Below are 17,436 nucleotides of genomic sequence, written 5' to 3'. Positions count from 1 at the left end.
GCCGGAAGGGCGCCCGCCCGCCTGCTCAGCCGCCCTTGTTCAGCGAGTCGAAGGACTTGCCCTCTGCCACCAGCTGCTCCAGCAGCGGCGCGGGCTGCCAGAAGAAATCATCCTCTGCCGCATAAGACCGGATATCGGCCAGGATCCCGTCCAGCCCTTGCAAATCGGCCCACTTCAGCGGCCCGCCCCAGAACCGCGGGAAGCCATAGCCGAACAGCATCACCATATCCACGTCCAGCGGACGGCGGGCGATGCCCTCGCCCACGACCTTGGCCGCCTCGTTGACCATGGCGCACATGTAGCGGCGCAGCACTTCGGCGTCCGAGAACTCCCGCGGGGTGACGCCCTGCTGCTCCTGATCCTTGGCAATCAGCTCCGCCACGTGCGGGTTCGGCACGCCGCCGCGGCGGCCGTCTTCGTAGACATAGAACCCCTTGCCCGTCTTCTGGCCGAAATCACCACCCTCACAAAGCATCTCATAGAACCGCGGCACACGCTCGCGCGGGTCACGGGTGGGCGCGCGGCGCTTGCGGGCGGCCCAGTTGATGTCGAGCCCCGCCAGATCGCCCATGGCAAACGGCCCCATGGGGAAGCCGAAACCGGTCACAACCTTGTCCACTTGGTAGGGCGAGGCCCCGTCCAAAACCACATATTCCGCCGCCCTGCGGTAGGCGTTCATGATCCGGTTGCCGATGAACCCGTCACAGATGCCGGAGCGCACCGCGACCTTCTTCAGCCGCTTACCAAGCGCAAAGCCGGTGGCCAGCACTTCCGGTGCGGTTTTCTCAGCGACCACGACTTCCAAGAGCTTCATCACATGCGCGGGCGAGAAGAAATGCAGCCCGATCACGTCCTGCGGACGGGACGTCGCCGCGGCGATCTCATCCACGTCCAGGTAGGAGGTATTGGTCGCCAGCACAGCCCCCGGCTTGCAATGGGCGTCCAGCTTGCCGAAAACCTCGCGCTTGACGCCCATGTCCTCGAACACCGCCTCGACCACCAGGTCCACCTCGGACAGTGCGGCGTAATCCGTCGCCACTGTCAGCGCTTCGCCGGTCAGCTGATCATACTGCGCCTGGCTGATCTTGCCGCGTTTCAGGGCGCCTTTCAGGTTGCCCTCAATCCGGCCGCGCGCCGCTGCGACGGCCTCGTCCGTCATCTCGATCAGCACCACCGGCAGCCCTGCCAGCAGCGCCGCGGTGGCGATACCCGCCCCCATGGTGCCGCCGCCGATTACCCCCATCGAGGCAACGTCCCGCGGCGCGACACCGTCCAGTTCCGGCAGCTTGCTGACCGCGCGTTCGGAGAAAAAGGCGTGGATCAGCCCCTGCCGCTGATCGGAGTCCATCAGCTCCATGAACAGCTCACGCTCACGCTTCAGCCCGGCCTCAAAGCTCTCCGCCTCAGCCGCCGCCTGCACCGCGCGCACCGCCACAGCGGGCGACAACTGGCCGCGGCCTTTCTTCAGCGTGGCGTCATAGACAGCATCGAAGTCCACCGCCTCCGGCGCGGGCATTTCGCCCACGGCCCGGCGCGGCGCGCCCTGCTCCAGCAGCTCCTGCGCGTAGGCGAGGCCGATCTCGCGCGGCTCGCCCTCTTCGATCCGGTCGATGATGCCCTTCTCAAACGCCTCCGCCGCGCTGATGTGGCGGCCTGTGGTGATCATCTCCAGCGCCGCTTCAGTGCCGGCCACCCGCGGCAGCCGCTGGGTGCCGCCGGCACCGGGCAGAATGCCCAGGTTCACTTCCGGCAGCCCCATCTTGGCCGAGGGCACCGCGATCCGGTAGTGCGAGGCCAAGGCCACCTCCAGCCCGCCGCCCAGCGCGGTGCCGTGCATGGCAGAAACCACGATCAGCGGCGTGGCCTCAATCCGGCTGCACAGCCCGGGCAGCCAGGGCTCCTGCGGCGGCTTGCCGAATTCGCGGATGTCGGCACCGGCAAAATAGGTCTTCCCCTCGCCGTAGATCAGCACCGCCTTGGCGCCGTCCTGCTCGGCGCGTTCGATCCCGGCCAGCAGCCCCTTGCGCACATCCACACCCAACGCGTTCACCGGCGGGTTCTGCGCCTTCAGAACGGCAATATCGCCCACGCGCTCATATGCAATGGCTTCACTCATCCGGTTTTCCTCTCTCCTGCGGGGGCAGATGATGCAGGCCCGCGCCCCAACTGATTAGGCACGGCGCCCGTCTCCGCGCCAAGCCCCAAAATCCGCCGCACTCCGGCAGACCCCGCGTCACAACACACCGGCCCGCAGCGGCTGTGCTGCCGGGATTACGTAACAGAATGCACGGCAAAATCAAACTTCTTGAAACACCTTATCCGCCGCCTGCGCCGCCGGACAATGGAACAGGCGGTTCAGCCGCCGTTCACAACGCCACTGGCGATCCAGGAATCGAAGATCTCCAATGCCTTGGCTGCAAACTCTGCGTCGTTGATATGGCAGTCCAGCTCATGGAGACTGGCGTTGCCAGGACAGCGGCGGCGCATTTCATCGCAAAAGGCCGCCAGCCCCGCCGCGTCGTGCAAAGGCGCGCCGGGCCGGTCCCACTCGTTGCAGCCGCCTGCCGGCAGCAGCACGGCCACCGGCGCCCGGGCAGCGGCCAGCTTGCCGCAGACCGCCTGCGCCACCTGCCGCCGCTCGTCCGCCTCCAGCACGGCAGAGGTGAGCAGCCGGTTATGGGCATGGGTCTCCCGGCCTTCAAGCTGCGCAGGCGTCTCTTGCCAGCCGACGAAATCCACCAGGTCATAGCAGCCCGGCGCCACCAGCTGCGGTATGCCAGCACGGCCCGCATTGGTCATCCGGTCCGTCCCCGCGGACAACCCGCCGAACAGGTGGTTCGAGACCTCCTGCGGCGCGAAATCCATCACCGCGGCAAAGGCGCCCTCTGCCGCCAGGCTCTCAAACGCGCGGCCGCCCATGCCGGTGGCGTGAAACACGGCGACCTCAAAGCCGCGCGCCTCCAGCGCCGGCTTCAGCGTCACCATGTAGCGCAGCACGGTCTTTCCGAACGATGTCATGCCGATCAGGGGCCTCTCCCGCTTGGGCGGCTCCACCGCCCGCGCCGCGCCCAGCACTGCGCCCGCGGCCTGGCTGAGCGACGCCTTGCAGATCGAGTTCAGCCCGTACAGACCGCCAGCCCACAGGATCATCTGCACATCCGCCGGGATCCGCTCCGGCGGCATCAGCGGCGAGAAGGCAACGGTGGAGACGATGTACTTCGGCACGCCGACCGGAAGTGCGGCGCACATGTCCAGCGCCAGATCGGTGCCCATGGTGCCGCCCAGCACGATCACCCCGTCTAAGCGCCCCGTCCGGTACAGCTCATGCGCCTTGGCTGCTGCGCCCCTGCCCATGATCTGCATGGCAGTGTTTTCATCACCCGTGCCGATCGCCTCCTGGATCGAGCTGCCGCCGGCCTCAGCGACTTCATGCTTACTCACGTCCGCTGGCTGGCTGGGATCGCCCAGCACACTCACATCCATCGTCAGCACACTGCCGCCCTGCCCGCGGATCACCTGCGCCAGGTAGCCAAGCTCATCATCTTTGGTGTCATATGTTCCGGCAACCAGGATCGTTTTTCCCGTCATTTTCCGTCCTCCCCTCGGCCTGCGCTCTGCAGCGAAGCCGCCCCTTCATCTTTCCCCAATTACTCCCGCCGGAGGCTGCAGGTTTTGCCGCCGCAGAACCTGCATCACAGCTGGATCCACGCGGTTTTCAAGTCAGTGTATTTGTCCAGCGCATGCAGCGACTTGTCATGCCCGTTGCCGGACTGGCCGACACCGCCCAGCGGCACCGTATTGTCAGAGCCGCCATAGGTGTTCACATGCACCACCCCGGCGCGGATACCTGCGACCATCCGGTGCGCCCGGGACAGGTTCTCCGTCCAGACCCCGGCCGCCAGGCCATAGGATGTGGCATTGGCCAGGCTCAGCGCCTCCTCCTCGGTTTCGAATTTGGTGACCGCCAGCACGGGACCGAAGACCTCCCGCTGGAACAGCGCGTGATCCCGCGCCACGCGGGTCACAACAGCCGGCGCCATGTAGGTGCCGCCGGTCTCATCCAGTATACGCTGCCCGCCGGTCACCACCTGCCCGCCCTCAGCCCGCGCCATGTCCATGAAGGAGAGGTTGCGGCGCAACTGTTCTTCAGAGTTCACCGCGCCGATCCGGGTGCCCAGATCCAGCGGATCGCCCACCCGCAACGCCTCAGCCTCGGCCTTCAGCAATTCGACAAATTCATCGTGGATCGACGCCTCGACCAGCAGCCGGGACCCGGCAATGCAGACCTGCCCGGAGTTACGGAAAATACCGGCGGCGGAGACCTTGGCCGCCTTGGCCAGATCCGGCGCATCCGCAAAGACGATGTTGGGAGACTTGCCGCCCAGCTCCAGATAGCAGCGTTTGAGGTTCGAGCGCGCCGAAGCCTCCAGCAGCTTGCGGCCCGTTGCGCCGGAGCCGGTGAACGCCAGCACATCCACGCCGTTGGAGGCCGCCAGCGCCGCGCCGGTCACAGCGCCGGAGCCGGTCACCACATTCAGAACCCCGTCCGGCAGCCCGCACTCGGAGCAGATCTCCGCCAGCCGGAGCAAGGACAGCGAAGCGGTTTCCGCAGGCTTCAGTACCACCGAATTCCCCATCGCCAGCGCCGGCGCCAGCTTCCAGGCGCCGATCATCAGCGGGAAGTTCCAGGGCACGATAGCCCCGACGACACCCACCGGCATCCGGTGCACCAGCCCCAGAACATCCGGTGCCGTCGGCGCAACTTCTCCCGCCACCTTGTCCAGCGCCTCGGCGTAAAAGCGGAAGGTGCCCGCCGCCGACCCCGGCTCCGCCTTCAGCGCCATGCTGAACTCGGTGCCGTTGTCGCGCACGCCCAGCACTGCCAGCTCCACCGCCTCGGCCTCAATCCGGTCCGCAATCCGGTGCAGAACTTTCTTCCGTGCGGCGGGGCTCTGTCCCGCCCAGCGTCGGTCCTCATACGCCCGCCGCGCCGAAGCGACAGCGTTTTCGACATCCGCCGCAGAAGCACCCTCCAGCGTCGTCAGAACAGATCCGTCAACCGGCGAAGCAACTTCGAGTGTCTGGCCCGTACCTTCTTGCCATGATCCTTCAAGAAAGAGTTTCTGCGGCGCCACATCAAGCTGCCGAAGCTTGTCGATGCGCTGTTGGTCTGCCATTCGGCCTCCTTCAGTTCCTTCCGGTCCTTCAGCACCCGCAGGATGTGGACCGCCAGAACGATGATGATGATGCAAAACAGGATGAACGCCACCGGGCGGTCAATGAAATCAAAGGGCTCCTTCACCCGCGCCATGGCCGCACGCAGCTTCACCTCCATGATGCCGCCCAGAACCATGCCAAGAATGATCGGCACGGAAGGCAGCGACAGGCGCTTGAGGATGTAGCCGAGGATGCCAAACGCCGCCGCCATCACGCAGTCGGTGGCGGAGTTGCGCAGGGAATAAACCCCGACAAAGCTCAGCGTCAGGATGCAAACGCCCAGGAACCGGTTGGGGATGCGCACCACCTGGATCAGCGATTTGGTCGCAAAGAGCAGGAAGGCAAGGACCAGGACATTCAGCACCAGCAGCGCGAGGTAGAGCGCGACGACAAAATCCATATCGTTCTGAAACAGCCCCGGCCCCGGCACCACGTTGTGCACGTAGAACACCGACAGCATCATCGCCGTCAGCGCCTCGCCCGGGATACCCAGCGCCAGCAGCGGCACCATGGCAGCGGCAGGCACGGCGTTATTGGCGGTCTCTGCCGCGATCAGCCCCTCAGAAGAGCCATTGCCAAAATCCTGCGGCCGTTTCGAGGTTTTCTGCGCATAGGTGTAGGACATGAACTGCGCGGTGAACTCGCCCACGCCCGGGATCATGCCCATTAGCACGCCGAAGGTGGCAGAGACACCGGCCACCCGCGGATGGCGCGCCAGCTCGCGCAAGCCCTGGAACATGCCGCCGCGCAGGCGGGTCATGCGGACCTTTTCATCTTCGTCGGTCAGCAGCACGAAGGCCTGGGAGATCGCAAACAGCCCCAGCACCACCACGATCAGGTTGATGCCGCCGCCCAGGAAGTCCTGCCCGAAGGTGTAGCGCTGGGTGTATTTCACCGGCTCCAGCCCGATGGTCTGCAGGAAGATCCCGAAACAGGCCAGCGTCCCCGCAATCAGCGCCTGGCCGCGATGAGCCACTACCACCAGGATGAGGCCCAGCAACGCCGCCATAAAGATCTCGCGGGAGCCGAACATCGGCGCGATCTTGGCCAGGACCGGCGCGAACAGGATCAGGCAGATGACCGAGAAGATACCGCCAAAGAAGCTGGAAGAATAAGCAAGGCTCAAAGCCCGGCGCGGCTCTCCCCTGGCAGTCATCGGGTAGCCGTCATAAGTCGTCAGCGCGTTGACCGCAGTACCGGGCGTGTTGATCAGGATCGCCGGAATCGAGCCGCCGTACATGGAGGACCCGTAGATGCCCAGCAGCACGGTCAGCCCGACAATCGGATCCATCGAGAAGGTTGCAGGCAGCAGGATGGCAATTGCCACCGCCGGACCGACGCCGGGGATCGCCCCGATCAGCACGCCCCCGACCGACCCCGCCAGCAGCGCCAGCGCCACGTCCCAGCGCATCAGGATATCTATTGCAGAAAGGATCAGGTCCATGGCGGGCGCTCAGAGATAAAGAATGAAGAAGCTGCGGAGCGGGCCCGGCAGATACTCATAGATGAGTGCCCCGGGGATCTTGACCGACAGGAAGGTCTTGAACACCACAACCACAACCACGGCAAAGGCAGCGCTGGTCCACAGCATGAAGGGGCTGCGGTAGCCCATCCGCCAGCTCAAAAGCGGCACGAACACCAGTGTCACGGGCAGATAGCCGATGATCGGCACCAGCAGCACATAGCCCATGAACCAGCCGGCGAATTCCAGCACCTGCCCCCAGCGCTTGACCTCCCACAGGTCATAGCGGCTGACACGCCGCCAAGGCAGTTTGTACAGATGCAGGCCGCCCAGCAGCACCATGCCGCCGATGGCGACGGCAGGCCAGAACCGGGGCTGGGCAAACAGCTTGGTTTTCTTGACCCAGGCGGTCTGCTCCGTAATCAGCACCAGCAGCAGCAAAGCCGCCCCCACCACAGCCAGGGCAAAAACCAGCTGGCCGCGCCGCGGCCCGGCAAAACGGCGTTCACGTTCCGAAGGCATCTGAGAGGCTCTTTGTCCGCGCGAGTGAAAGAGCACCGGGACCGTGCATGGCCCCGATGCTGTGGGGGAGGATTATTCCGAAAGCAGGCTGCTGATGCGGGCCATGGTATCTATGTCGTTGGCAACACGGGCCGCACTGTCTTCGGCACCCTGCCAGTAGACCAGCGCACCGGTCTCTTTGGCGACATTCTGGGCGCGTTCGCTCATCACGGCCTTTTCAGCCACCGCGATGATCTTGTCGCGGACGTCCTGCGGGGTGTCCTTGGTAACGAACAGCCCATTCCACAGGGCGATGTTCAGGCTCTCGTCCAACTCGCCAATGGTGGGCGCATCGGGAACCAGCGGGATGCGTTCATCCGTGATAGAGACCAGCACCTTGATCTGATCCAGGCAGGGCATCACCAGCTGCAGCGTGGTGTTGATCACATCCGCATCGCCGGAGGCCAGCGTGTTGCAGTCCAGCGCGTCAAAGGCGGCATCGGAGCCCCACTCGAAACCGGCGTTCTTGGCATAGGCCTTGGTCACCTGCGTCGGCGTCAGCACATCGCCGAAATGGCCCAGCGCAACGTCGTTTTCCTTGGCATAGGCCGCCAGCTCTTCCATTGAGCTGTAAGGCGCTTCGCCAGAGGTCGCGATTACAAAAGGATAGGTCAGGAAGATGCCCAGAGGATCGAACTTGGCCGGCGTCAGCGGCGGAATGTCGATCTGATGCCCCATCACCGGCACTCCGATCACGAAGGAGCCGATGGTGTAGCCATCCGCCGGCGCGTTGGCGACCTCAATCGCGCCCGGGAACGGCCCGCCGCCGCCGCCCGGCTTGTTCACCACGGCCGTGGCAACGCCGTATTCGTTCTGGAAGTCCTCCGCGATCATCCGCGTCAGCACGTCCTCCAGATCACCCGGCGGCCATGGCACGATGAAGTTCACAGGCTTTTCCGGATATTCGGCCTGCGCCGCTGCAGCGCTCAGCCCCAGCGCCGCCGCTGCAGCCGCCCCTTTCATGAGGGTTTTGAGTTTCATAGCTTTCCTCCCAGTTTACTCACCAACTTTTCAATTGGTTCATTATGCGAACCATTGGTTTGAATTTAGATTGACAGCCCGCCCTGTTATCTGTCAACAAAATTGCATCACGGGTGCGTCTTTTTCAGGAAAGACTCACTGCCACGACCAGACGGGGAGCACGGGCAAGCGCATGGGAACGGTATCCAAAGCCTTGTCATTATTGACGCATTTCAATCACGGCCGGACCGGAATCGGGCTCAGCGACCTCACACGCCTGTCGGGTATGAACAAGGCAACCGTCTACCGGCTGATGGGCGAGCTGCAGGAATCAGGTTTTGTCGAACAGACAGATGGCGACCGCATGTACCGGCTGGGCCCGCAGGTTCTGCGGCTGGCTGCCCTGCGCGAGGCCGCGGTGCCGATCCTTTCTGTGTCCCGCCGGGTGCTGCGCGACCTGAGCGATGAAACCGGTGAAACCACCCATCTGTCGCTGCTGCAAGGCAGCCAGCTGAACTCGCTGTCGCATGCCTATTCGCCCCGCCACGCCACCAAGGTGATGATGGAAGACGCCGAAGTGCTGACGTTCCATGGCACCAGCTCCGGCTTGGCGGTCCTGGCCTACGCCGATCCCGGCTTTGTGGAGGACGTGCTGGCACAGCCGCTGACAATCCACACACCCGACACCATTACCGACCCGCGGGAAATCCGCGCCCAATTGGCGGAGGTGCGGGCCACCGGCATGGCCCAGTCCATCGGCGGTTTCGAGGCCGATGTTCATTCCCACGCGGTGCCAGTCTTTGGCCCGGACCGCCAAGTGATCGGTGCGCTGGCGGTCGCCGCGCCGGTCTCGCGCATGACGGCGGAGCAGAAACAGCTGATCCTGGCGGCCCTGCGCCGCGCGGGCGCCAGCCTAACCCATCGCATCGGCGGCTCTGTCCCCGCGGACTACCCGCAGGACGCTGCCGTCTGACCCCTTCACCGGCCCCAACCGGGCCGTATCCAGGAGCTGCCCCCATGAAAGACTCCAACTTTCTGAAAGAACACAACGCCAAATCCCTCTGGCACCCGATGGCGCATCCCGGCGACAGCCTGGCCAACCCGCCCGCGATCATAACCTCCGCCCAAGGGGTCAAAATCACTGATGTGGACGGGCATGAGGTCGTCGATGCGGTCGGGGGCTTATGGAATGTGAATCTCGGCTTCTCCTGCCAGCCGGTGAAGGACGCCATCGCCGCGCAGCTCGACGTGCTGCCCTACTACTCCACCTTCCGCGGCACCACCAACGACCAGGTGATCCAGCTGGCCGAGGAACTGCGCAAGTTCTTTGCGCCCGACGGGCTCACCCGCGCCTTCTTCACCTCCGGCGGCTCGGGTTCGGTGGAAACCGCCCTGCGCCTTGCCCGCCAGTACCACAAGATCCGCGGCGAGGAGGGCCGCACCAAGTTTCTGAGCCTGAAAAAAGGCTACCACGGCACCCACATGGGCGGCGCGTCCGTAAATGGCAACGCCAACTTCCGCACCCAGTACGAGCCGCTGCTGCCCGGCTGCCACCACATCCCGGCGCCCTACACCTACCGCAACCCGTTCAACGAATCCGGCCCGGAGCGGCTGGCCCAGCTCTGCCTGCAGGCGCTGGAGGACGAGATCGCCTTCCAGGGCGCAGGCACCATCGCTGCCTTCATCATGGAGCCGGTCCTGGGCGCAGGCGGGGTGATCCCGCCGCACAAGAGCTTCATGCCCGGGGTGCGCGAGATCTGCTCCAAGCACGGCATCCTGCTGATCGCGGACGAGGTGATCACCGCCTTCGGCCGCACCGGATCCTGGAGCGGCTCTCGCCATTGGGGCGTGCAACCCGACATGATGGCCACCGCCAAGGCGATCACCAACGGCTATTTCCCTTTCGGCGCGGTGATGATCGCCGACCATATGACTGAAACTTTCGAGAAGGACACTACCGGCAAAGCGGCCATCGGCCACGGCTACACCTATTCCGGCCACCCGGTCGGCGCGGCGGCGGCTCTGGCCTGCCTTGCCGAAACCCAGCGCCTGAACGTGCCGGAGAACGCCGCCGCCCGCGGCGCCCAGATCCACCGGGGCCTGCTGGCCCTGCAAGAGAAATACGAACTGATCGGCGATGTGCGCGGCGGCCACGGGCTGATGTGCGCGCTGGAACTGGTGTCCGACCGTGCCACCAAGGCCGCGGTGGATAAGAAGACCATCGGCAAGCTGCAAAAGGTGGTCTATGAGGCCGGCGCCATGGTGCGGGTCTCCGGCCCCAACATCATCCTGTCGCCGCCGCTTGTGCTGAGCGACGGGGAGGCGGCCACCATCCTCTCCGCCCTGGACGCGGGCTTTGCGGCGGTGAGCTGACACAGGCCTCGGACGCACCCGCGCCCGGGCCGTCAGGTCCGGGCGCCACCAGATGCCATGGCGGTGCCGAAGCAGACGCTTCGGGCCCGCGGCCTCAGTGGCGCCGCTGTCGCGGCGCGGTGGCGGTATGCGGAGCCCGGCGCAGCTGCCGCAGCCGCGCCGGGCACGAAGCCTGATTAGGCCGCACGCGACCGGCCATAGCCACATCCTGCCCTCGCTGAGACAGCCTCACCGGCCGGCAGCTTCCAGGCTACGGTCACGTTTCCCCCCTGCGGTCACTCAAATGAAATGCACGTAGAAATCGCGCATGCCGTCCCCTTCCAGGTCACGGGTCTTGCGCACTTCCTTGCGTTTCATAAAGACGTGGTTGGCGACCAGCTCTTTCCCGACGGCCTCCGTCAGCGGGGCGTCCCGCTCCAGGTCATTCATTGCCCCCTTCAGGTCCACGGCCGTGCCCTCGCGCGCATCGGTGCGGTCAAAACCGTCACCGGTCTCCATCGGCGGCAGCTGGTAGCTGTTCTCGACCCCTAGCCGCGCCGCCTGCAGCACCGCCGCCACCGCCGTATAGGGATTGGCCGAGGCATCCGCCGTCCGGTGCTCCAGCCGCGCCTTGGCACCGCCTTCGGAGCTGATCCGCGTTGTCACATTGCGATGGTCGCCGCCCCAGTTCCGCCAGTAGCCCGACAGCGTCCCGGGCTGCAGCCGCATATAGCTGTTGGCGGTGGGCGCAATCAGCCCTGCCAGCCCCTTGTGGTGATGCAAGAGCCCCGCCAGGCAGCCGCGCGCCAGATCGTTCATATGCTCCGGCCCGCCCCGCGGCCCCGCAGACAGCGCATTGCCGCCCGCCTCGTCCAGGAAGGAGAAGTTGAGGTGCATCCCGGAGCCTCCGGCCTCGGCCACCGGTTTCGGCATGAAGGTCAGCACGATCCCGTATTCCAGCGCCACCTCCCGCGCCATCAGGCGGAACAGCACGATGTCATCCACCGCCTTCACCGCATCGTCAAAGGTCAGCGTGTATTCAAACTGCGGGCTGTCGAACTCGGCGGTGATCATGTCGAGCGAGAAGCCCATATCGTCCGCCATGGCCCAGATCCGGTCATTGAACCGCAAGGGATCGGCAAAGGGGCCGGTGCCATACACCACCCCGCCCGGCGCATCGTAGGGCATCAGCCGCCCGCGGTCGTCCGCTTGCAGGGCAAAGGCTTCCAGCTCGATCCCGACCTTCGGCGTCAGCCCGTGCCTTTGCCAGTCCGCAACCGCCCGCTTGAGCGCCCGGCGCGGGCACAGTGCCAGCGGCTCGCCCTCATCATCGTACAGGTCTCCCAGCACAACCTTGGTCGAGGCATGCCAGCTGTCGCGGATGTCGTCATGCAGCCATCTCAGCTCCATGTCGGGCAGGCCCTGTTTCACCATCGAACCCGGCGCATCCAGCAGGTCCTTGTCGTAATGGGTGCCGAACACCGAGCGGCAGAACCGGGTTGAGTCATCACCTATCTTGGAGTTGGGCAGGTATTTCCCCCGCATGATGCTGAGGTGGTCGCAGAACATCGCACGCAAGCGGGTCTTCATGGCTCCAGGTCCTTCCCTGCTGGACAGTCTTCGGCAGCGTTTCCCGTGCCTTGGTGTTTAACATATTTAGCGGTTTTCTCAGAGTCTTTCCGGTCAGACGCCCCGGCCGCTACGCCCTCTCCACCCTGACCGGCAGCGCCTTGATGCCGCCGACAAAGTTCGAGCGCAGGAACTTATGCGGACCTGCCGCCTCAATATGGCGGATGCGCTTGGCAAGCTCCTGGAACAGCACCGTGACCTCCAGCCGTGCCAGCCACATGCCAAGGCAGACGTGAGGCCCGAACTGGCCGAACGACAGGTGCCGGTTCGGGCTGCGGTGCAGATTCACGTGAAATGGATCGTCGAACTGCGTCTCGTCCCGGTTGGCCGAGACAAACCAGTACAGCACCTTGTCGCCCGCGCGGATGGTCTTGCCGTGCATCTCGTGATCCCGCGTCGCGGTCCGGCGGAAATAGAGCGCAGGCGTCGCCCAGCGGATGATCTCATCCGCCGCGGTATCCCAGACCGCGCCGCCCGCCTGCATCTGCGCCAGCAACTCCGGCTGATGGCACATCGCCTGGATCCCCGCTGCAATCGAATAGCGCGTGGTGTCATTGCCCGCCGCCACCAGCAGGCAGAAGAAATTCCGGAACTCGGTCTCGGTGATGACCGATCCGTCCTTGGCCGGCTCCAGGATCAGGTTCAGCACGCCCGAGGTATCGCCTTTGCGCGCCTTCTCCTCCATCAGCTCCTTGGCATAGACATACAGCTCCGCTCCGGCTGGCGAGTTGAAGGGCATCATCCGGAACTCATCCGTCTGCATCTTATCGAGCACATGGGATGTGAAATCCGGGTCCGTATTGGCTATCAGCGCGTCGCCCTTTTCCACCAGCCAGGGCAGATCCGCCTCCGGCAGGCCAACAACCCGGCCCAGCATCCGCATCGGCAGCTGGCGGGCGATCTCCTTGGTGGCGTCAAACTCCCCCTTGGTCAGCGCCTGATCCAGAATATCCACGCACAGGTCCCGGATGTCCTGCTCATACTGCGCCATGGTGGTCTTGGAAAACGCCTTCAGCAGTTTCATCCGCACCTTGGAATGCTCCGGCGGATCGGTCTCCTGAAAGGTGCGCCGCGCCAGGTATTCCTCGTAAGACTGATCCTCCATCCGGATCCCGCGGGCAGAGGAGAACACCTCGGTGTTCTTGTTCATCACCGTGATGTCTTCATAGCGGGTCACCGACCAGAAGTTCTTGCCGCCCGCGTATTCGGTCCAGTGCAGCGGATCCTCCCGCCGCAGCCGGGCAAAGGTGTTGTGCGGCGCGCCGTTTGCAAACGCGTCATGGCTGCTCAGATCCGCGTGGCCGTCATCCGTCGGGGTCCAAACTGTCATGGCGGGCTTTCCTATCCTGCTGGCTCAATGTATATTATTGGTAGCCATAAATATGTAAAACGAAAACTTGCGAGCCGTCTCATGCACTTGGCCATTCTGATGACCAACACCGACGAAAGTGATTTCGCTCAGAGGCACCCGAAGGACGGTGAAAAATTCACTGATCTGATCCGGATGGCGCGGCCGGACTGGCGCACATCGGTGTTTGCCGTGAAGGACGAAACCTTTCCGCAGAACCTGTTTGAATTCGACGGTGCGATGATCACCGGCAGCCCGGCCTCCGCCCGCTCCGGCGCCGCTTGGGTTGCGGAGCTATTGGAGATGATCCGTGCCGCGCACGCCCGCCGCTTCCCGCTGTTCGGCGCCTGTTTCGGCCATCAGGCCATCGCGCTGGCGCTTGGCGGCAGCCTGGATAAGAACCCGGACGGCTGGGTCCACGGGCTGACACGCAACCGGCTGCTGCACCGCCCGGATTGGGCCGCCGCCCTGCCGGATGAGGTAAGGCTTTACGGCTCCCATTGCGAATGCGTTTGCAGCCTGCCGCCCGGCGCAGTGCCCCTGGCCGAAAGCAACGGCGTGAACGCCGGGTTCACTCTGGGCCGGCACATTCTCACCACCCAGCACCACCCGGAGATGACCCAGGATTTCATCATCGCGCTAAGCGAAGAAATGCGCGAAGACCTTGGTCCGTCTGTTTTCGCCCGGGCCTTGGACAGCCTGGCAGAGAGATCCGATCAGAAAGTCTTTGCAGAAACCCTTGCACGCTTCTTCGAACAGGCCGCGCCTCCTGCCACTGCCGCTTCATCTTTGTAAAAATACTCGCGCCGCAGGCACGGGGCCGCATGGCCCCGTTCAGCCCAGCGCCGCCAGCAGGTCCATCACCGTGACCTGGTCGAACTGCACGTGCGCGGTCATGGCCGCTTCTGCGCCTTCCCGGTCGCGGGCAAATATCAGAGCAGCAATCTCGCGGTGCTCCTTGGCAGATTGCGCAATGGCGCCAGGATAGCGGTAGCGCGCCCGGTAATAGGCCATCAGTTTGCGCGCGTTGGTCTTGATCATCTCGACCAGGAACGGATTGCCGGAGCCCTCTGCCACACAGGCATGAAAGCGCAGGTTCAACTGGTAGTACCCCGCCGGATCGTCATCGCCCTCTTCCGCCGCGTGATTTTCGCAAGCGGCCACTGCCGCCTCCAGCTCAATCGCCTGCGCCGGGGACAGGCGCCGCGCCGCCAGCGCTGCCGCCTGCCCTTCCAGCCGGGCGTGCACCTCAAGAATAGCCAGGAATTCTTCCAGCGTCGGCTTGAACAGCACCGCCCCCTTGCGCGGCAGCCGTCTGATCAGCCCGACCGCTTCCAGCTGGATAAACGCCTCCCGGACCGGCGTGCGGGAAACGCCATGACGCTCCACCAGCTCGCTTTCCTCAAGCGGAGCACCAGGCACCAGGCGGCCCGCCTCGATATCCTGAAGGATCGCGTTCAGAACCTGTTCCGTCTGACCTGCCATTGCTCCGCCTGTCTTACCTGCCCGGACACCCTAATTTCCCGCCCGCCGCATGGCAACGCGGGTTCGGGGCTCTGCCCCCGCCCTCGCGGGCTCCCCCGGAGTATTTGCGCCAAGGTGAATAGGCGGGCGGTTATCGCGGCACCGGTCCGCGGTACTTCTCTGTCAGCACGGGGGCCACCTCATCCGCTTCATAAACCCCAAGCAGGATACCCTTGCGCCCCGACTTGCCGCGGCGCGCCTTGATCTGCGCATCCGACAGGGTGATCCGCTGCGACATCCGCAGCCCCCACTCCAGCAGCCGGTCATACATCAGATCAATGATCTCCTGATGCGCGCTGCCCTTGGCCAGGTCCGCCAGCTCCTCCGGGTCATTCTCCATGTCGAACAGCATCGGCCGCAGCCCGCCCTCGGCATGCATGAATTTCCAGCGCTTGTCCGTCACCATGAACAGGCGCGCGTCCTTCGGCTCCAGCCCCAGCTTTTCACACAGCGGCATGGTGGAGTAGTCGAACTCGGCAATCGCATAATCCCGCCAGTCCGGGTTTTCGCCGCGCAGAAATGGCATCAGCGAGCGCCCCTCCAGAATATGCGGCGCAGGCTCACCGCCCGCGGCCTCCAGGAAAGTCGGCAATAGGTCGATTGCCTCCACCAGCTCATCACAAGTGGTGCCGCGCGTGGCATCGGCCTCTGCGCGCGGGTCATAGATGATCAGCGGCACCCTGATCGAAGGTTCATGGAACAGGTTCTTTTCCCCCAGCCAGTGATCGCCCAGGTAATCGCCATGGTCCGAGGTCACCACAATCATGGTATCCTGCATCCGGCCGGTTTCCTCCAGCCAGGCGAACAGCCGCCCCATCTGGTCATCGGCCTGCTTGATCAGCCCCATATAGGCCGGGATCACCTTCTGGCGCACCTCATCGCGGCTGAAGGTCTTGCCGATCTGGTTGTTCATCATGCCATCGAAGACGGGATGCGCATCCTCGCGCTCAACCTCCGAACGCACCACCGGCAGCACATGCTCCGGCCCGTACATATCGTGGTAGGGCGCTGGAACGATATAGGGCCAATGCGGTTTGATATAGCTGAGGTGCGCGCACCAGGCGCCTTCGGCCTGCTGGATGAACTCCATCGCCTGCGTGGTCAGCCAGGGAGTTTCACTGTCTTCTTCGGCGATATTGGCAGGCTTGTCCGCATTGACCATGAACCAGCCGGAGGCGATGTCATTGCCCTCAATGGCGGCATTGGCAAAGTCGTTCCATGGGTTCTCTCCCGGGTAGCCCTTCTCCTTCAGGTATTCATTGTAGGGACTGCGCTTGCTGTCATAGAACCCGTCCGGTCCTTCCGCCCACAGCCCGTCATCGCGGACCCAGGGGTCGAACCCGCATTCCGACTGGCGCACACCGATCACGCTGTCCGGCGCCAGTCCCAGCCGCTGCAGCCCCTCGGCGTCCGCCACCATATGCGTCTTGCCGATCAGGTGGCATCCCATCCCCGCCTTGCGCAGATGATCCCCCATGGTCCACTCCCCCACCCGCAAAGGGTAGCTGTTGAACTGCACCCCATGGCTGGAGGGGTAGCGCCCGGTATAGCTCGACATCCGCGAAGAGCCGCAGGTGGGGGATTGCACATAAGCGCGGGTAAAGCGCACGCCCTTGGCAGCCAGCGCATCAATATGCGGCGTCTGCAGATGCGGATGGCCCGCGCAGCTCAGATAGTCGAACCGCAGCTGGTCGAACATGATGTAGAGAATGTTCATCGGCGCCTCCCGCACAGTGCTGCTGCATCATTAAACAAGTGAAGCAAACTTGACGAGGGTATTTCCTTGACCACCGGGTCCGGGCCGCGGAACAGTAGGGCTCTTTCGTGAACCTGATTTCAGCTTGCAGTTATGCCCCGGACTTCCGCCTCAATCACCCTGCGCCCCGCCGCCGCGGAGGACTGCGCCAGCCTCGCCGCCCTCTCCATCGAGGTCTGGCTGACCACATACCTGCGCGAGGGCATCAGCCAGGCTTTCGCGGACTATGTTCTGAGGCACTACACCCCGGACCGCTTTGCTGCGGCATTGTCGAGTGACGGGGAATGCCTGCTCGTCTCGCAGAACGGCGACGGAATCGACGGCTATATCCGCTTGGCCCATAACCGCCCAAGCCCGGCAGGCGGTGCCTCCCGCACCGAAATATCGACACTCTATGTCCGTCCCTGCGCCCAGGGCACGCACATCGGCGCCAGCCTGCTCAGGGCCGGCCTGGAGGCCGGCGCAAGCCGCGGCTGGGAGGCCCCCTGGCTTGCCGCCAATTCAGAGAACAAACGCGCTATTGCCTTCTATCTCAGGCACGGTTTCGAACGCGCCGGCCTTACGTGGTTTCAGCTTCAGGACGGCAATTACCCTAACGATGTTCTGCAATACCGCGGTGCGTGGCAG

Annotated in this window: 14 protein-coding genes; 4 read left to right on the top strand and 10 right to left on the bottom strand. The window is 64.3% G+C overall.

The annotated features are described in order from the left end of the window. Nucleotides 1-25: 25 nt before the first annotated feature. From ACTRWG_RS20705 to ACTRWG_RS20680, 6 genes are all read right to left on the bottom strand, one after another. Nucleotides 26-2,116: a 3-hydroxyacyl-CoA dehydrogenase NAD-binding domain-containing protein gene (locus ACTRWG_RS20705; RefSeq protein ID WP_462829883.1), complete on the bottom strand. Its 2,091-nt coding sequence runs from the start codon at nucleotides 2,114-2,116 to the stop codon at nucleotides 26-28. 239 nt (nucleotides 2,117-2,355) lie between these two features. Next, nucleotides 2,356-3,588: a Tm-1-like ATP-binding domain-containing protein gene (locus ACTRWG_RS20700; RefSeq protein ID WP_462829882.1), complete on the bottom strand. Its 1,233-nt coding sequence runs from the start codon at nucleotides 3,586-3,588 to the stop codon at nucleotides 2,356-2,358. A 104-nt stretch (nucleotides 3,589-3,692) separates the two neighbouring features. Further along, nucleotides 3,693-5,135, bottom strand: coding sequence for an aldehyde dehydrogenase (locus tag ACTRWG_RS20695; protein ID WP_462829884.1), 1,443 nt, complete (start codon nucleotides 5,133-5,135; stop codon nucleotides 3,693-3,695). Next, on the bottom strand, nucleotides 5,042-6,661 hold the full coding sequence (locus ACTRWG_RS20690; protein WP_462829881.1) for a tripartite tricarboxylate transporter permease: 1,620 nt from the start codon (nucleotides 6,659-6,661) through the stop codon (nucleotides 5,042-5,044). Before ACTRWG_RS20690 ends, ACTRWG_RS20695 begins: the two co-directional genes overlap by 94 nt. A 9-nt stretch (nucleotides 6,662-6,670) precedes the next feature. Continuing rightward, nucleotides 6,671-7,201, bottom strand: a complete 531-nt coding sequence (locus ACTRWG_RS20685; protein ID WP_462829880.1) for a tripartite tricarboxylate transporter TctB family protein — start codon at nucleotides 7,199-7,201, stop codon at nucleotides 6,671-6,673. Between the two features lie 72 nt (nucleotides 7,202-7,273). Further along, on the bottom strand, nucleotides 7,274-8,221 hold the full coding sequence (locus ACTRWG_RS20680; protein WP_027235056.1) for a tripartite tricarboxylate transporter substrate binding protein: 948 nt from the start codon (nucleotides 8,219-8,221) through the stop codon (nucleotides 7,274-7,276). Between the two features lie 172 nt (nucleotides 8,222-8,393). On the opposite strand from ACTRWG_RS20680, the gene ACTRWG_RS20675 reads away from it, so the two are divergent. Both ACTRWG_RS20675 and ACTRWG_RS20670 read left to right on the top strand, forming a co-directional pair. Continuing rightward, nucleotides 8,394-9,173, top strand: a complete 780-nt coding sequence (locus ACTRWG_RS20675; protein WP_462829879.1) for an IclR family transcriptional regulator — start codon at nucleotides 8,394-8,396, stop codon at nucleotides 9,171-9,173. Between the two features lie 44 nt (nucleotides 9,174-9,217). Next, nucleotides 9,218-10,573 carry an aminotransferase class III-fold pyridoxal phosphate-dependent enzyme gene (locus ACTRWG_RS20670; RefSeq protein ID WP_462829878.1) on the top strand — a complete coding sequence of 452 codons (1,356 nt, stop codon included), beginning with the start codon at nucleotides 9,218-9,220 and terminating at the stop codon, nucleotides 10,571-10,573. Between the two features lie 279 nt (nucleotides 10,574-10,852). Here the strand turns inward: ACTRWG_RS20670 and ACTRWG_RS20665 are convergent, their stop codons facing one another. Together ACTRWG_RS20665 and ACTRWG_RS20660 are read right to left on the bottom strand one after the other, a co-directional pair. Then, nucleotides 10,853-12,142: a type I glutamate--ammonia ligase gene (locus ACTRWG_RS20665; RefSeq protein WP_259958552.1), complete on the bottom strand. Its 1,290-nt coding sequence runs from the start codon at nucleotides 12,140-12,142 to the stop codon at nucleotides 10,853-10,855. Nucleotides 12,143-12,251: 109 nt separating this feature from the next. After that, nucleotides 12,252-13,511: a cytochrome P450 gene (locus tag ACTRWG_RS20660; RefSeq protein ID WP_462829877.1), complete on the bottom strand. Its 1,260-nt coding sequence runs from the start codon at nucleotides 13,509-13,511 to the stop codon at nucleotides 12,252-12,254. 81 nt (nucleotides 13,512-13,592) lie between these two features. On the opposite strand from ACTRWG_RS20660, the gene ACTRWG_RS20655 reads away from it, so the two are divergent. Further along, on the top strand, nucleotides 13,593-14,324 hold the full coding sequence (locus ACTRWG_RS20655; RefSeq protein ID WP_462829876.1) for a type 1 glutamine amidotransferase: 732 nt from the start codon (nucleotides 13,593-13,595) through the stop codon (nucleotides 14,322-14,324). A 39-nt stretch (nucleotides 14,325-14,363) separates the two neighbouring features. On the opposite strand, the gene ACTRWG_RS20650 is transcribed toward ACTRWG_RS20655, so the two are convergent. After that, nucleotides 14,364-15,014: a GntR family transcriptional regulator gene (locus tag ACTRWG_RS20650; RefSeq protein WP_462829875.1), complete on the bottom strand. Its 651-nt coding sequence runs from the start codon at nucleotides 15,012-15,014 to the stop codon at nucleotides 14,364-14,366. Between the two features lie 130 nt (nucleotides 15,015-15,144). Beyond that, complete coding sequence (locus tag ACTRWG_RS20645; protein ID WP_462829874.1) at nucleotides 15,145-16,770, bottom strand: sulfatase-like hydrolase/transferase; 1,626 nt, start codon at nucleotides 16,768-16,770, stop codon at nucleotides 15,145-15,147. A 132-nt stretch (nucleotides 16,771-16,902) separates the two neighbouring features. On the opposite strand from ACTRWG_RS20645, the gene ACTRWG_RS20640 reads away from it, so the two are divergent. Beyond that, nucleotides 16,903-17,436 (top strand): N-acetyltransferase family protein (locus ACTRWG_RS20640; protein WP_462829873.1); only part of this gene is annotated, 534 nt, incomplete at its 3' end.

The sequence above is a fragment of the Leisingera sp. G5_S3_59_S7 genome, assembly GCF_054968485.1.
Note: the sequence above shows the minus strand (reverse complement) of the source record. Positions and strands in the feature narration are given on the sequence as shown.

Bases quoted from the DNA above. Each gene is read 5' to 3' on its own strand.
- ACTRWG_RS20645 (WP_462829874.1), bottom strand. From the start codon at position 16,770: ATGAACATTCTCTACATCATGTTCGACCAGCTGCGGTTCGACTATCTG.
- ACTRWG_RS20665 (WP_259958552.1), bottom strand. From the start codon at position 12,142: ATGAAGACCCGCTTGCGTGCGATGTTCTGCGACCACCTCAGCATCATG.
- ACTRWG_RS20700 (WP_462829882.1), bottom strand. From the start codon at position 3,588: ATGACGGGAAAAACGATCCTGGTTGCCGGAACATATGACACCAAAGAT.
- ACTRWG_RS20650 (WP_462829875.1), bottom strand. From the start codon at position 15,014: ATGGCAGGTCAGACGGAACAGGTTCTGAACGCGATCCTTCAGGATATC.
- ACTRWG_RS20670 (WP_462829878.1), top strand. From the start codon at position 9,218: ATGAAAGACTCCAACTTTCTGAAAGAACACAACGCCAAATCCCTCTGG.
- ACTRWG_RS20680 (WP_027235056.1), bottom strand. From the start codon at position 8,221: ATGAAACTCAAAACCCTCATGAAAGGGGCGGCTGCAGCGGCGGCGCTG.
- ACTRWG_RS20690 (WP_462829881.1), bottom strand. From the start codon at position 6,661: ATGGACCTGATCCTTTCTGCAATAGATATCCTGATGCGCTGGGACGTG.
- ACTRWG_RS20660 (WP_462829877.1), bottom strand. From the start codon at position 13,511: ATGACAGTTTGGACCCCGACGGATGACGGCCACGCGGATCTGAGCAGC.
- ACTRWG_RS20685 (WP_462829880.1), bottom strand. From the start codon at position 7,201: ATGCCTTCGGAACGTGAACGCCGTTTTGCCGGGCCGCGGCGCGGCCAG.
- ACTRWG_RS20705 (WP_462829883.1), bottom strand. From the start codon at position 2,116: ATGAGTGAAGCCATTGCATATGAGCGCGTGGGCGATATTGCCGTTCTG.
- ACTRWG_RS20655 (WP_462829876.1), top strand. From the start codon at position 13,593: ATGCACTTGGCCATTCTGATGACCAACACCGACGAAAGTGATTTCGCT.
- ACTRWG_RS20675 (WP_462829879.1), top strand. From the start codon at position 8,394: ATGGGAACGGTATCCAAAGCCTTGTCATTATTGACGCATTTCAATCAC.